The sequence below is a fragment of the Pseudomonas sp. PF05 genome, from assembly GCF_056521845.1.
Genome location: NZ_JBWLPW010000002.1, coordinates 185,858 through 200,453 on the forward strand (window position 1 = coordinate 185,858; position 14,596 = coordinate 200,453).

Consider the following 14,596-nt stretch of genomic DNA (forward strand, 5'->3'; position numbering starts at 1 on the left):
CCATCGTTGCCTAGTCTGGCGGCTCCTCCACGTTCGCGCCGCTTTGAGGCGCCTTGATCGAGAAGCAACGATGCTCACTGAAACCACGCCGCTTTTATTTCCCGAGGTATTGCACGCCCATCGCCTGGACGAATTGACCGCCACCCACGACTTGACGCAGGCAGACCTCGACTGGTTGCAGCACATTGCCCTGCCCAACCACACCCAGCGCGCAGCGCAGACGCCGCCCATGTTCGTCGAAACCATTCTGCTGCAAGCCGATGAAAAACCGCCCATTGCACTGGCCGGTTGCTTTGCCCTCAGCGCCTCGTCAAACAGCCGCGAAACAAGCACCCACCCCGCATACCTCTACACGCCGACGGGTGGAATCAAAAAATTCAACAACCGGTCAGCCCTCGAAGAAGGGATTAACCAGATGCGCCAGGACACGGCGCAACGCGACGACCTGTTTCGTCTCTTGTCGCTTTCCCAGCGCAGTGAACTGAACAGCACCACCGACATCAGACAGACCCGGCAACTGATCGAAGAGGATGTTTTCAAGACCCAGCTCGAATCCATCGAGAACGCCCAGAACCTCAATGCCCTGGTCATGGTGAATGAGCTGATCAAACTGCCCTCGTTAAGATCGATGCTTGACCGGGTATTGAACGAGGCGCTACCGAACCTGGATCATCGACAGATCCGCGTGGCATTCAACAAGGGGACTGGCCAGGGAGATCCAAAGGCAATCCAGGTGACCGAAAGCATTGCACTGAGCGACGCCATCCTGGGCTACTTCCATCACCAGGGTTGGCCTGCCGGACATGACATCGATCTGACTCACCCGGGCACACCCGCATCGTCCTATACCCCGCAGCAATGGGAAAAAATCATAAAGGACATTGCCAGGAAACTGATTCCGACATTTATCGGTCGCATCGAAGCCTTCTGGGAGCGCATGACGACCCCCTTCTATATGTCTCGACGAAAATTGCTGTCCCAAGTCATCCACGATGGACTCTGGGCAAGCATCCTGGTCGAGCGGGAAAAAGGCCAACTGACGGACGCACAGAGTCGTGAGTTGCTCCGACTGTTCAGACCCTCCCGCCGAGACGAGACGCTGCTGTTCATCGAAACGATTCGCTTCTGGGAATATGAACCGCACTTCGTAGAACTTGCAGGTTCCTTGATGATCAGCGCCAAAGGAAACTATCTCTATACCCCCATTCATGGCCTTCAGAAGATAGACAACCATCAGGGTTTCAAGGCAGCACTGCTCGGCAACCCCGCAAGCACCGCGCAAAAGGAGGCTCTCTATAGCCTCCTGAGCCTGGAAGAGCGCAACCGTTTCCTACGCTTTGACGAACCACAGATCTCGGGCAAGCCGCTGGATTTACCGGTGTCCGAATCCCTGGCGAGTGCAATCATCGAAAAACAGAAGAATAACCTCCATTACGCACTGGAAATGTCTCGCCAGGGCGATGTCGACATCCATCCGCTCATCGACAAGGCGTTGGATATACGCGCCCTCATTAACAAAAGGCTGCTGAGCCCGCCAACCGCAGGACATTGGGGGACTCATCCTGCCTTTCATGGCGGCCTGCGCCCGTCCAATTTCATGGCCGATCAACTGCAAAGAAAGGTCAAGAGCTATACCGATGTCGAAGCGGCTTTTGATGGCCTCTTTACCCGGTTGCCGACATCCCACAGCACTTCACTGCACAATGGGCTCTGGCAATTGCTGCCTGAGCTGACCAATGTCTTTTCCGTGGGGATACGCGCCGAGGCCGAACTCCGCGAGCTTGGCGCGAGCCTGCCGTCGACGGCCAATGACCTGATCAGAACCGTTTTTGCCTACGATTCAGAGCACCCTGACCGTTCACAACGTCTCGGGGTCAGGGGGTTCCGGCCGGATGTCTATTCGCTGACACTGACCTGCAGCGAAGAGCGTCGCACGACTCATCTGCCCCTTGCCAACTGCTTTCTATTAACCGAGCGTGGAGGGCTCGATACGCCCTATTCGGGCATGGCAATCCTCTGGACGCCCGCCGATGGCTTGCAGGCTTTTGCGTCCGTGGAAGTGGCCACCCAGCAATTGAATCGACACCTGCTCGATTCGCGAAAACGCTTTGGTTTGCTCGCCAACCTCACGCCGGCCCAGCGCAAGCCTCATGGGCACTATCAACTCAAGGCATATGAACTGATCGAAGACAACGTGCTGGTGAATCGGATGAGTTCATTCATCAGGCACTTTGAGGCCGAGCATGCTTATCTGAGCACGTTAAAAGCCGGGAATTGGCAACTGACCGGCAAAGCATTATTAAAAAGCCTTCAGGCATTGTTGAACAAAGGCGCTCCCACCAACCTCAAGCGCGCCACCCACATTGCCCGGACCCATAAATGGCAACAGAAACTTCCCGCCTGGCTCGGCACAGCTGCGCTTGACGATCAGCGCCTGCACATTGAATTGCTTGAGCAATATAAAAACAGCGTGGCCGATGGCAAGGACTATCTGGACGGTATAGAGCCACTGTCCACCTATGCGCGCAATAAACTCAAGGCACTGCTGAACGCACGCTTCGCTGCCACGAACCTGGACCCCGACACCATCCAGATCACGCCGAACCTCGCCATAGTGGGACCGGCCAGTTCACTGACCGACTTTGCGCTAAATCACATCGAAGTGACCCGCAACGGATTCAAGGTATCTTCCACGTCCACGCAGAAACTGCCGGACGGCCTTAACGAGACCGCTGTCAGGCAGATGCTGTCTTCATTGGATATCTCGACCGTCTATAAAAAACATGTTGTGCAAACGCTGTCCGGTAGCACCGCGCATGCCCAACAAAGAAAAACCGCCTTTGGCCAACAAATGCCCTGGCAACTGCTGCAATACGCCCACGCACGCTATCTGCAGCAATACCTTTCCCCCCTGGCCTTTGACTTGATCCGTCAAGTGGTGGACATGCCCGACGCCGTCGCTCGCAAAGCGGTCGACGGTGCCGACGCGTGTATTCGTCCCCTGGAGTTGATCAAGACCGGCGGCGCAACACCGGTCAAAGCGCTGGGGCTTTACCTGATCGGTTCGAGCGTCGATGCAACAAGCCCTCAAGTCCTGTATTCGCCCTACCATGAAGGGCTTCACTTCACCGAGTTCAAGGATGAAGAAAGCGTCGTTGCCGCATTCAATACGCCAGGAAAGCTTCAGGACCTGCTGATTCGCCGGCTTCCCGAGAACCAGCAGGCCACGTTCAGAAACCTGTTCGCCGCAACGCTCGGACAGCGGTCGGAAATCACCCTGGCCTCGAACCCGATCCAGGCCAACCTGTTCGACACATTGTTCGACGACAATGCGGCGTTGCTAGCCGACATGCTGACCACACAAACAAAGGAAAACCGTCAGGTTGACTGGGGAACGGTCCTGCGCCTGTTCAGCTCCGGCGTCAAGTTGGTCGAGAAGCAGTTGGCGGGCAAACTGACCTTTATCGAAACGCTTTGGGAAAGCTACCAGGACTTCAAGGCCTCATCTGAAGCCCTGCAGCAGCACGACTGGAAAACAGGCCTGTACGACTTTATCGCCGGTGCCGCAGAAATGGTGTCGTTGGGCCTGATGAATCGTGAAGATACATTCGGTCTTCTCGACCCCATCGAGCCCCCCTCGCAACCTGCCACGTTGGCAAATCGCTGGAAGGACATCGCGTCCACCGCCCAGATCCGTACCGACCTGAACGTCTTCGAGGCCAGGGGTGTCAGCCTGTCGGGCCTGCAAAAAGACCTGATCGACGGAACCTATAAGGCACTGGAAACCGGCAAGCTCTATGTCCCTCTTGCCGGCAAAGTCTTCCAAGTGGCGCAAGCCGGCCAAACCTGGCGAATCGTGCATGAGCACGCAGAGGGACCATTATTGAAACAGTCGCCTGATGGTCGGACATGGGAACTTGATCCGCAACGCCAAACCATACGCTTTGGCAAAGCAGGTTCGAAAATGGCCATCACCTATAGCGACTTCAAGGCCAAGGGCTCACTGAATATCGAAGCGCGGGGCATGGCGCAGATACGCAGGAAATATCCGCACCGGGCAAACATGATTGTGCAAGCGCTTGAGACCGCACGGTTCTACTCGTTCAATACCCTTTGCAATCTTGATCAATTCAAACGCCAGGGACTGGTGGGTGCTCGATTGGATGGCATCCTTAAAACGTTTTTTGGTGTCAGCCACATTGATGCCCGCCTCATCAGCAAGATAGAAGCGGCAATCACACCCATATGCCAGACATTGGCAGACCCCACCTGGGAACTGCAAAATGCCGAGCGCATTGTGATCGGCAACCTCAAATACCTTGAAGACAGAGCGACCGCTTTCGTGCTCGAACCTGCGGCCAACGGCAGAATCTACCTCACGCAGTTTTTCTTCGATCCGGGCTTGGACTGGTATAGAACCGTCGTACCTGAATCCTTTAATGTCGACGCCCACGCCCAGGGTGCGACATTCATTCATGAAATCTCCCACCAGTTGTTCAATACCCTCGATATTGTCTACTTGGACGCGGCGCTGCCGTTCCTCGACTTGATTTCCACCGCGACTTATTTAGGCCGAGCGCAATATGACAAGCAAAAAAACCTGCAACTCAACGGGCTTTCATTGACCACACCAAAATCAAAACTGTTCACGCAGTTGGACAGTACGGATAACACCTACAAGAAGCTGGAGCTGTTGCCTGGATACAAGGAAACCACCCGGGAAATCCTGAAGATAACCGGCGCCAGGACCATGGATAATGCGCGCGATGATTTCCTCGATCCGATTTTGCCGGACAAGCGCATCGACGTCATACTTCGCAACGCCGACTCGATCACGCTCTTGATTTGTGAATTGGGACGCCAACTCGACCCCAGCCTGTCCCGGTAGATTGCCGGGCCGTGAACGGTTTGAGTGGTTGATCTTTTTTTCACGCAAGGTATGCGACGGTAGGCTATGACGAATCTTTGAGGAAAAAACAGGTTCATTGATGCGTAAACGCCATGACGGCTGTTCTCGGCAGCTCATGCCGGAGGTTAGAATGCGGCAAACCAGGAACAGTCAATGACCGAACATACCCTCTCGGAAGCCGAATACGACGCCATTACCGATGCCGCTGCCCATTGGTGCATGCGCTTGCATGCCGTCGACTGCACCGATGCAGAACGGCAGGCGTTCAAGCAGTGGCACGATGCCGATCCCCTGCATGCTTTCGAATATGAAGCGATGCTGGAGATCTGGTCTGTTGCCGATCATCTGCCGCGCGTCGAGTCGGCGCCGGCCGCTCCAGTGCCCCGCCACCGGTCGCGCTGGAGCCGGATGGCGGTCGCCGCTGCGGTGGTCGTGGTGGGCATGCCCCTTGCCGCTTATACCGGCTGGAACCTGGGCTGGATTGCCAATTCCTACCAGCGCTTCGAAGCCGGCGCCAGCGTTCGCCATGTCACCCTGGGCGACGGTAGCCAGGTTGAACTCAACCTGGGCAGTGAGCTGGTATATGCCAACTACAAAAACGAACGCCGGGTGACGCTGAAAAAGGGCGAAGCGTTTTTTGACGTCAGCCATGACAAACAGCATCCGTTTGTGGTTCGGGCCGGCCAAGGCCAGGTGCGCGTGACCGGCACACGCTTCAACGTCTGGATGTACCAGGACCAGGTACGGGTGACGCTACTGGAAGGTTCGGTGCGGGTGACCAGCAACCAGGCACTCACCGGTGACGGCCTGCCGCTTTCCCCGGGCATGCAGGCCAGCTACAAGGCGGGCGACCACCAACCACAAGTTCGTGAGACAGACCCCAACGACAGTTCGCTGGCGTGGCGCAACGGCAAGCTGGTGCTGGATAACCTCGCCCTGAGCGATGCACTGCCGCTGATCAACCGCTACCTCGACCGGCCCGTCATGCTGGCCGACAACAGCACCGGTGGCTTGCGCATCGGTGGCGTCTACAACATCAGCGAAGTGCACAACCTGGTGCCTTCGCTGCCCAAAGTCCTGCCGGTCTACCTGACCCAGAACAAGGACGGTAACCCGGTCCTCAATTCCATCGGGCAACGGCCGGCCACTGACTGAAAACTTTGCTCCCACAGTTTGGATCGGCGCCAGCCTGCGATTTCCCGGCCACCAGAAATCCCCTGTGGGAGCAAAGCTTGCTCGCGATAGCGGTGGATCAGTCTACATCCAGTTTGAATGTGACCACACAACAGCGACTATTGCGTCGCCACCCTGCCCGTCTCGTCACGTTCGCGGATAATCAGCGCCTGATAGTGCGGATCGGCCTTGATCTGCTGTTCAGTGAATGGCAGCACACTCCACTGCTTCTGCGAAAAGGCCTGAGTCTGGTCCGTCGAATATGGCGACGCAGGGTCGCTGGAGAGGGAGAATGCCAACAATCCCTGGGCCTGCGGCCCTTTATCGTCAAACGTCACCACTTGCAGATAGCTGGTCCCGCTAACCACCTCCCGCTTGCCGTTCGCCCCCGGTACGCTCTGGATCGCATTGTAGATGCCCAGCTCCCCGGGGCCGCCGTGGATCGGGGTCTGTCGGCTGCCGCGGCTGGCCACTTGGATGTCTTGCCATTGAGTGTCCTTCGACAGCCCGGCGGCCTTTACCGTCTTCACCGAGGCCAGCATGGCTTCGCGCACGGCCTTAAGCACCGGCGATCGCTCGATCGCCAGGCCACGCGGGGTGTGTTGCGGGTCTTTGGGATCGAACGCGACGCGCCATGAATCAGGCACCGCCTGCAATCGGTCCATGATGTGCTGGAAATGCACGAACCCCAGGCCGCTGTTCAGGCCGGCCTTGCGATCCCAGGCCTTGAGGCTGGCACACGCCTGGCCCAATGTCGAAGCATCGGCCCCCAGGTCACCGGCGCAAACGCCGAGCAGGTCCGGCATTACCTGGTCAGCCAGGTAAACCTGATCGTCCATGACCATGCGCTGCAAATCCTTCACCTTCACCGGCCCGTCTTTAGCCAACTGGCCCATCCGCTCCAGCGCAAAACGCGCCCGCAGTCCCAGGGGCTGGCCTTGCTGGCTGATCACCGGGGAGTAACCGGACAGCGGCTGCGAAGGGTTGACCATCCAGGCCGAATCGTTGGAGTTCTGCACATAATCGCGGCGCAGCAGCTGCGGAAGCCTGTCGGCGGCATAGATGCCTTTTTGCACGGCCTTGGGATCGATACCCCAGGCACATTCGCTGCGAGTGCCATCCAGCACGATCAGTCGCAACCCGGCCCGGGGGTCGCTGCACCGGGCCAGTTTGTCGGCGTCGACGTTCGGCACCACCGACACGTTCATGTAGAGGCTTTGCCCCTGGTCGTCCACCGCCAGGGTATTGACCCAGGGAATGCCCTGGATCTGATGGACGGCGTCCTGCAGATCCTTGAGCGTGACCGCCCTGTTCATGGCGTACCACTGGGCCAGCACGCGATCGTTTTCCAGGTTCGCGTCCCGCAGGCTGTAGGCGAACCGGCTATCCCAGTCCAGCCGACCGGGCCATTGCACGATCGGGCCGAACTGCGAGCCATAGACCACTCGGGAAATCGTCTGCACCTGGCCGTCGGGTTGCTTGATGTCCACCGCGACCGTCTGCTGACTCATCGGCACAGACTTGCCGTCGAGCAGATAGCGGGTCGGGTCCTTCGGGTCGAGTTGCAGGCGGTACAGGGTGAAATGTTTTGAGCTGTCGACGGTGTGGGTCCAGGCCAAGTGCTGGCTGAAACCGATGTTGATCATCGGCAGGCCTGGCAGCGCCGCACCCATGACGTCCAGCTTGCCGGGAATGGTCAGGTGCATCTGGTAGAAACGCATGCCGCCCAGCCACGGAAAATGCGGGTTCGCCAGCAACATCCCACGGCCGTTGAACGAGCGCTCGCTGCCGATGGCCAGCGCATTGCTGCCACGCTCCAGGGCAAAACGCCGCTGCCGGGTTGCGGCGGCCGCGAAACCGCCGACCGGAGCCCCCGCGAGCGCGCTCGCCTGGGGTGGTTGCGCGCCGGCCAGGGCCTCGGCGAACTGGCCGACGCCGCCTTCCACCAATAGCCGGCGGGTCAACTTGACCAGGTCCAGCGCTGTGATCGGCCGCACCCACTGGCTGGCACATTGTTCGGGCAGGCCTTTGGCCTGGCGTTCGACCAGCGCACGGTTGTAACCCGCCACGTAGCCTTCGACCAGTTGCTGCACTTGAGGCGTCTGGACCTGCCAGAAACCGGAAACCGCTTGTGGTGTATTGAGCCAACTGAAGAACAGATCGCTGACGCGGTTCTCCCGCTGCTCGATCGTGACCTGCTCCGGCCCGAAATAGCGCGAGCGCTGGGCGTTGACCGTGACGATCTCATTGGCCAGCAGGCACAGGTTGTCCTGGGCATAGGCGTAGCCGATGCCATAACCCAGCCCACGTTCATCCTGCGCCCGGATATGCGGTACGCCAAAACGGGTGCGACGGATTTCGGCACTGGCCTGTTGCCCCTCGTCTTGCGCGTTGACCACGGGACTGAACCCGAGGGCGATCCCCAGAAAAGCGCCTGCGAGGCCAATCCTCGATAACTGCCCGGACATTCTCACGTTCACTCCTGATGAAAACTTCAGAAACCAGGACGGCTACCGGTGCGAAAGAAGACGAACACCCGGCCGGCCTGGGACATCACATGCCGCGTGCTGAACCGGAATGTGCCTACCTTGAAAACGAACCGGATGAAAAAAAATTAATGGTTGGCAGCCTTTTGAACCCGGGGGTTTGACGCAGCAAGGGCAATTTTTTCACATCATGGCCCTCATGATTGAGCGTCCTCGTTCGTCCTATTACAGGAGAGTATCCGTGACCTTTTCTGATCAGGCTGGTAAGGAGTTTTTGCATGCGTAACGCGCAACTGCCCATGGAGGGCAAGCCAAGGGCGACCGGCGTCTCGCTGAGCGCCCCCCACCGTGTATTCGACAGGCCGGCCGAGCGAGGCGGCAATGATCACATCAGGCGCTTGCTCAAGAGCTTCGGGCTCAGGACCAGCCTGATTCGACTCAAAGTCATCGACGCGCTGCTCAAGGCCGCCCGCGACAACCGCAGCCTGGGCGTGCGCGGGGTGCACAGCCAGTTGTTGGGACTGGACATTCCATTGTCCTTTCTCAGCGTGCGCGAGGTCTTGAAGCGCCTGTGCAGCGAGGGTGTCGTCACCCTCAACCCGGATAAAAGCTACTGCCTGCACCCCAGTGCGATGGCGGTGCTCCAGGCCGAGGATTGAAGCCGGTGCTCAGGGCTTGACCTTGCGCCGCATCACGCCGTTGATCACCACCACAATGACTGCCACGGCGATGGCGATGTATTGAAACAGCTGCTCGCTGATCATGCCCTTGCCCTGCATCCACGACAGCCCCAGCATGATTGCCAGGACGACGAGGACGATCAGAATCGAGTATTTCAAACGTTGCGAATGAGTCATTTGCCAGCTTCCTGAAGTGATTCGTTCTGCATCTCGCGCTGCCCAGGCACTGTTTCGCCGATGTCATTGCACGATGCAGGCAAAGCCATATGGTACAGGCGTGGCGCATTTTCGCGCGACTGTGGCTGTAGAAGATGGGTCATCTGCGTCCATCGGGCGTCAGATTTTTTACCAGCTGGCAGTGTAACTATCACCTGAAGGATGTTTCCTACACGTGAAGGACCGCTTCCACTACTCACTAAGGGAAAAGTCCTCTTACGACCATTGACGTCCCCCACGTACTCTCGAAAAAGAAGTGATTTTCTTCTTTCCGGAAGCCAACGTTGGGAACTCATGCAGAATCAGCCGCCCCTTTTTTCGTCCTTTCGCCTGGCAGGCTTCTGCCTGGCAATCGCCGTCTTTGAACTCCTTACCTATATGGCCAGCGACTTGGTCATGCCCGCCATGCTCATGGTGACCCGGGACCTGGATGCGTCCGCCGATCAAATCCCCTACGCATTCAACTTGTACCTGTTGGGCGGCATCCTGTTGCCGTGGCTGATCGGCCCGCTGTCGGATCGCCATGGACGGCGCCCGTTCATGCTGGTCGGGTGCGCCGGATTCGCGCTGGCTTGCGCGGCGATCACCCAGGTCACCAGCATGCAAGGCTTCAATGGGCTGCGCTTGATCCAGGGGATGGGGTTGGGCTTCGTGATTGCGGTCAGCTATCCGGCCATTCAAGAGGTTTTCTGCGAGTCCACTGCGGTGAAAGTCATGGCGTTATTGGGGAACCTCGCCCTTCTCTCGCCTCTATTGGGGCCCTTGGCGGGCGGGCTGTTGCTGCAATGGCTGTCCTGGCGTGAGCTGTTCATGTTGCTGACCGGCCTCGGGGTGTTGAGCTGGCTGGCCTTGTGGTGGTTCATGCCGGGAAATAGCGACGCGGCTCGACTCCCCGATACCCCTCCGACTACCCAACCACTGGACATGCGTTCGCTGGGCCGGCGATACGGCGCGCTACTGGGCCATGTGGGGTTCATGTCGGCCAGTGTCGCGCTGGGGTTGATGAGCCTGCCGCTGATTTCCTGGATCGGCCTGTCTCCCCTGCTGTTGATCCAGGGCGAGGGCCTTTCTCCACTGCTCTACGGCATCTGGCAGATTCCGGTTTTCTCGGCGGTCATCCTCGGCAATCTGCTGCTCAACGCCCTGGTGGAACGGGTCGGCGTGCGTCGAGTGGTTGGCTACAGCCTGTTGCCCTTCTGTACGGGCCTGATCGCCTTGGTCGCTGCCAGTCAATATGCGCTCTCTCTTCTCGTACTGGTCAGTGCCCTGTCGCTGTACGCGGTCGGGCTCGGCATGGGCAATGCCGCGTTGTACCGACTGGCCCTGTTCGCCAGCGACGACAGCAAAGGGTTGGTCTCGGCCATGGTCGGGATGATTTCCATTGGGGTGATGAGCGCGGCGGGCTCACTGCTGGCGCTGCTGGGTGCCGGGGCGAGCCTGGAATCCTTCGCCTTGATGGTCGGCATCGCCGGGCTCAGCTGCCTCGTTGCGTTGCGCCTGTTTTCATCACAACCCGCCGCTCACGTCTGAATTTGCCTTCCCTGAGGACTCCCTGATGATTCACTTTCCCCATGCCGATGCGCTATGCGCGTTGCCCCAGCCGTATGGCTGCGATTCGGTGCCGCCGGAACTGTTCGATAAAGCCATGGCCGAAATCAGCCTGTTCCATTGTCAGCACACACCCGGCTATGAACATTGGCTCAACGCCAACGGGCTCTGCGCCAATGACCTGGAACATTTGACTGACTGGTCACGCCTGCCGCCCATTTACGCCAGCTATTTCAAGCAGAGGTTATTGCTTAGCCCCACCGCCGAAGACGCACTGGAGCTCACTTCCTCCGGCACCAGCGGCCAGAAAAGCCGCATGCGTTATGACGAGCGCAGCATCACGGCGGCCCAAGGCATGGTGGCGAGAATCTTCGAGCATTACGGCTGGTCTACGCCTGATTCGCCGTGTAACTACCTGCTCTTGAGCCATGAACCCGAAGCAGCCAATCGGCTCGGCACGGCGTATACCGATCAGTTCCTGTGTCGCTTCGCACCGGCCAATCGCGTCGCCTACGCCTTGCGCCGCACCGGTAAGGGCCATGAATTCGATGTCTTCGGCGTGATCAGCGCCCTGCAGGCCTTCGCCGAAGAGGGCCTGCCGGTACGGATCTTCGGTTTTCCAGCGCTGCTGTGGCATGTCCTCGAACGCATGCGTGAAACCGCTGTACAGGACCTGAAGCTTGCGCCCGGATCGCTGGTCTTCCTGGGAGGGGGGTGGAAGAAACAGGCCGCCCAGGAAATCCCCCGCCATCAGGTCTACCAACGCATCACCCGGCAACTGGGCATTGACGCCCATCGGTGCCGCGACGGCTACGGTGCGGTCGAGCACGCTGTGCCTTACATCGAGTGTGAACATCATCGATTCCACGTACCGGTCTATTCGAAAATTTTCGTGCGCCACCCCTCGCACTTCGGTGTCCAGCCGCTGGGCGAGCCAGGTTTGCTGTCGTTCGTCGCCCCCTACATCTCGTCCAGTCCGGCGCACGCCGTGGTGATGAGCGACCTGGCAACCCTGCATCCGGCCCATTGCGAATGTGGCCTGTCCACTCAATGGTTCGAACTGCACGGCCGGGCCGGCACCAGTGCCAGCCGAAGCTGCGCCATGGCCGCCGCCGAACTGATCAAGGAAAACTGATATGTACCTCATCAATGGCCAACTGAACGCCGAGCTGGCGCTAGATGCAGCACTTGAACGCCTGCAAGCGCAGTTGCCCGCCCTCCTGAACCACCCACCCCGCAGCGAAGAGGTGTTCGATTGCGCAGAAGCGTTCGTACAGATGCTGCGCACGTCCGACCCGGTCCCAATGCTCGACGAGGAACAGCGCCAGGCCCTGATGGCCTTCTGTGACCGCAAGCACCTGGGCCTCAAACTGGAACGCGAACTGGGTCTGACCCCACGCTCGTTACGGCGGATCGATTACTGCGACGGTCCCTTCGAAAGCTGGCAGCCCCTGGGCCTGGTGGTGCATGTGACGCCGGGCAATTCACCCTTGCTGGGATTCTGCGCGGCGTTGGAAGGCCTGTTGGCGGGTAATGTGAACTGGCTGCGACCCAGCACCCGTGATGGTGACTACACCGCACGGCTGCTCGCTGCGTTCCTGGCGTGCGACCCGAGTGGCCGGCTGCGCGATTACCTCGCGGTATTGCCCGTGCCCGCCGAGGAAACCGGGCGCCTCTTCGCACTGGCACAAGGCGTCAGCGCTTGGGGCGGCGAGACGGCCCTGACAGCGTTGCGTGAGCAGATTCCCAGTGGCTGCCGCTGGATCGATTGGGGCCATCGGATCAGCTTCGCCTACATCTCCTCTCTCGCTGCTAGCGCGCAGGCGCTCGATAGCCTGGTGGATGAGATCTGCCGCCTCGATCAGCAAGCGTGCTCCAGCCCGCAATGGCTGCTGGTGGACAGCGACGAGCCTGCCCGGATGCAGGCGTTAGGCGACGCCCTGGCGGCCGCTTTCGAGCGACGGGCCGGGCACTGGCCCGCACTGGAAACCACCACCGCCGAAGCGTGTGAAATCACCACCCGAACGGCGCTGGCCCGCCTGGATTACAGCTTCGCGGGAAAAACCGGTCAGGTCTGGTCGGGTAACGGCTGGCGCATCCTCTGGGAGCATCACCAAAAACTGCAACCCTCGCCGCTGTTTCGAACATTACTCTTGCGGCCAGTGCCTGAAGGAATGCTCGCTGAAACTTTGCTGCCATGGCGCAATGTGCTGCAGAGCTGCGCCCTCATCTGCGAACCGGAACGAGCACCCGCACTGGCACGCCGCCTGATAACCGCCGGCGTAACTCGCGTGACCTCCACCGCGCAGATCCAGCAAGGCTATGACGGTGAGCCTCACGATGGCGTTTATGCGTTGCAACGATTGAGTCGCCGGGTATCGGTCGGCCTCCAAGCGCAAGTCGCCAATCACCGCGTCACACTGGATGCTTCCCCGGCCGCGTTGTCGCTTTGCCCCTCGACGCCGATCCTGGACAAGACCGCGTTCATGGCGCTACCTCCGCCCCCCCAAGCACAATTGTTCTTCCGCTCCGGCGGCAGCAGCGGCGCACCGGTGCTATCGCCCTTCAGTCACCGGGATTTCCACCGCCACATGCGCGCCGCCGCCGACGGACTGCGCGCGGCGGGCCTGGACCCTGCGCAGGACCGGGTCATCAATCTTTTCTACGGTGGCAGCCTGTACGGCGGATTCCTCAGTTTCACGAAAATCCTCGAACAGATGAATGTCGTGCATTACCCCATGAGCGCACCACCAGACGACAGTTTCGACGAAATCGCCAAGCTGATTGTCGAGCACCGGATCAACACGGTGGTCGGCATGCCGAGTACCTTGCATCGCCTGTTCTCCAGCCAGCAGCCGACGCTGCAAGGCTACGGTGGCGTGCGCAAAGTCATGTTGGGCGGCGAACACCTGGGGCAGGAAAGCCGACAGCTATTGCAGCAATGTGGCGTCACCCGCATTTGCTCGGCCATCTACGGGACCGTGGACGCCGGGCCCCTCGGTCACGCCTGCATCGCCAGCGGCGACGGTGTGTTCCATCTCATGGACGATATCCAAACCTTGGAAATCGTCCGCCTGGAAGATGACGCGCCGGTAGGCCCCGGGGAAACCGGACGCCTGCTGTTCACCTCCCGCGAACGCCAGGCGCGCGCCCTCCAGCGTTATGACGTCGGCGACCTCGGACGTTGGCTATCCGGTCCATGCACGTGTGGCCTGGAGTCACCGAGATTCGAACTGGGCGAACGCCATGGCCGCCTGGTACGCATCGCCACGGAATTCATCAACACCAAGGAACTGGTTGAGCGGGCGCAAGCGGCGATTCAGATCGTACTCGACCATGAGAGCGGCGGTTGTGAACGCTTGCTGATTCGCGTCGATGGCAAGGCCGAAACGGTTCGACGCCAGGTGCTGGATCTTGCACCGCTGCGCACGTCCGTCGACGCCGCGCTGCTGGTCCTGCAAGTCCAACGCTGTCCGATAGAGCGCTTCGAGCGCAATAAACACAGCGGCAAAGTCCCGCTGGTGATCGACCGCCGAATAGCTGGCGAGTTGACCTCGCCCATTGCTCTTTGAGCCTTGAGAGAA

Annotated in this window: 9 protein-coding genes; 7 read left to right on the forward strand and 2 right to left on the reverse strand. The window is 59.5% G+C overall.

The window, feature by feature from the left end:
- Window positions 1–70 precede the first annotated feature (70 nt).
- The gene (locus AC09SL_RS05925) at window positions 71–4,888 is read left to right on the forward strand and encodes a dermonecrotic toxin domain-containing protein (RefSeq protein WP_058545914.1); all 4,818 of its coding nucleotides are present in this window, start codon (window positions 71–73) and stop codon (window positions 4,886–4,888) included.
- 174 nt (window positions 4,889–5,062) lie between these two features.
- Entirely contained in the window at window positions 5,063–6,064 is a 1,002-nt protein-coding gene (locus AC09SL_RS05930; protein WP_058545913.1) for a FecR family protein, read from the forward strand.
- A 137-nt stretch (window positions 6,065–6,201) separates the two neighbouring features.
- Here AC09SL_RS05930 and pvdQ read toward each other — a convergent pair whose 3' ends face one another.
- On the reverse strand, window positions 6,202–8,550 hold the full coding sequence (gene pvdQ / locus AC09SL_RS05935) for a bifunctional acylase PvdQ (protein WP_058545912.1): 2,349 nt from the start codon (window positions 8,548–8,550) through the stop codon (window positions 6,202–6,204).
- A 17-nt stretch (window positions 8,551–8,567) separates the two neighbouring features.
- Between pvdQ and AC09SL_RS05940 the strand changes: the two genes are divergently transcribed.
- Window positions 8,568–8,732 (forward strand): hypothetical protein, encoded by a 165-nt coding sequence (locus AC09SL_RS05940; RefSeq protein ID WP_155742065.1) that lies wholly within the window; start codon window positions 8,568–8,570, stop codon window positions 8,730–8,732.
- Window positions 8,733–8,846: 114 nt separating this feature from the next.
- Window positions 8,847–9,227, forward strand: coding sequence for a hypothetical protein (locus AC09SL_RS05945; RefSeq protein WP_058545911.1), 381 nt, complete (start codon window positions 8,847–8,849; stop codon window positions 9,225–9,227).
- 9 nt (window positions 9,228–9,236) lie between these two features.
- Here AC09SL_RS05945 and AC09SL_RS05950 read toward each other — a convergent pair whose 3' ends face one another.
- Window positions 9,237–9,425 carry a hypothetical protein gene (locus tag AC09SL_RS05950; RefSeq protein WP_042731964.1) on the reverse strand — a complete coding sequence of 63 codons (189 nt, stop codon included), beginning with the start codon at window positions 9,423–9,425 and terminating at the stop codon, window positions 9,237–9,239.
- Between the two features lie 333 nt (window positions 9,426–9,758).
- Here AC09SL_RS05950 and AC09SL_RS05955 point away from each other — a divergent pair, with 333 nt between their 5' ends.
- The 3 genes from AC09SL_RS05955 to AC09SL_RS05965 are packed head-to-tail and all read left to right on the forward strand — an operon-like array spanning window position 9,759 to window position 14,584.
- A complete protein-coding gene (locus AC09SL_RS05955) occupies window positions 9,759–10,994 on the forward strand; it encodes an MFS transporter (protein ID WP_058545910.1) in 1,236 nt (411 codons plus the stop codon).
- Between the two features lie 25 nt (window positions 10,995–11,019).
- The gene (locus AC09SL_RS05960; protein ID WP_058545909.1) at window positions 11,020–12,147 is read left to right on the forward strand and encodes a LuxE/PaaK family acyltransferase; all 1,128 of its coding nucleotides are present in this window, start codon (window positions 11,020–11,022) and stop codon (window positions 12,145–12,147) included.
- A 1-nt stretch (window position 12,148) separates the two neighbouring features.
- A complete protein-coding gene (locus AC09SL_RS05965) occupies window positions 12,149–14,584 on the forward strand; it encodes an acyl-CoA reductase (RefSeq protein ID WP_058545908.1) in 2,436 nt (811 codons plus the stop codon).
- Window positions 14,585–14,596 lie beyond the last annotated feature (12 nt).

What these genes read in the sequence shown, in the direction of transcription:
- AC09SL_RS05930 (WP_058545913.1), top strand. Translation starts at nt 5,063, where the DNA reads ATGACCGAACATACCCTCTCGGAAGCCGAATACGACGCCATTACCGAT.
- AC09SL_RS05925 (WP_058545914.1), top strand. Translation starts at nt 71, where the DNA reads ATGCTCACTGAAACCACGCCGCTTTTATTTCCCGAGGTATTGCACGCC.
- AC09SL_RS05940 (WP_155742065.1), top strand. Translation starts at nt 8,568, where the DNA reads ATGAAAACTTCAGAAACCAGGACGGCTACCGGTGCGAAAGAAGACGAA.
- AC09SL_RS05955 (WP_058545910.1), top strand. Translation starts at nt 9,759, where the DNA reads ATGCAGAATCAGCCGCCCCTTTTTTCGTCCTTTCGCCTGGCAGGCTTC.
- AC09SL_RS05950 (WP_042731964.1), bottom strand. Translation starts at nt 9,425, where the DNA reads ATGACTCATTCGCAACGTTTGAAATACTCGATTCTGATCGTCCTCGTC.
- AC09SL_RS05965 (WP_058545908.1), top strand. Translation starts at nt 12,149, where the DNA reads ATGTACCTCATCAATGGCCAACTGAACGCCGAGCTGGCGCTAGATGCA.
- pvdQ (WP_058545912.1), bottom strand. Translation starts at nt 8,550, where the DNA reads ATGTCCGGGCAGTTATCGAGGATTGGCCTCGCAGGCGCTTTTCTGGGG.
- AC09SL_RS05960 (WP_058545909.1), top strand. Translation starts at nt 11,020, where the DNA reads ATGATTCACTTTCCCCATGCCGATGCGCTATGCGCGTTGCCCCAGCCG.
- AC09SL_RS05945 (WP_058545911.1), top strand. Translation starts at nt 8,847, where the DNA reads ATGCGTAACGCGCAACTGCCCATGGAGGGCAAGCCAAGGGCGACCGGC.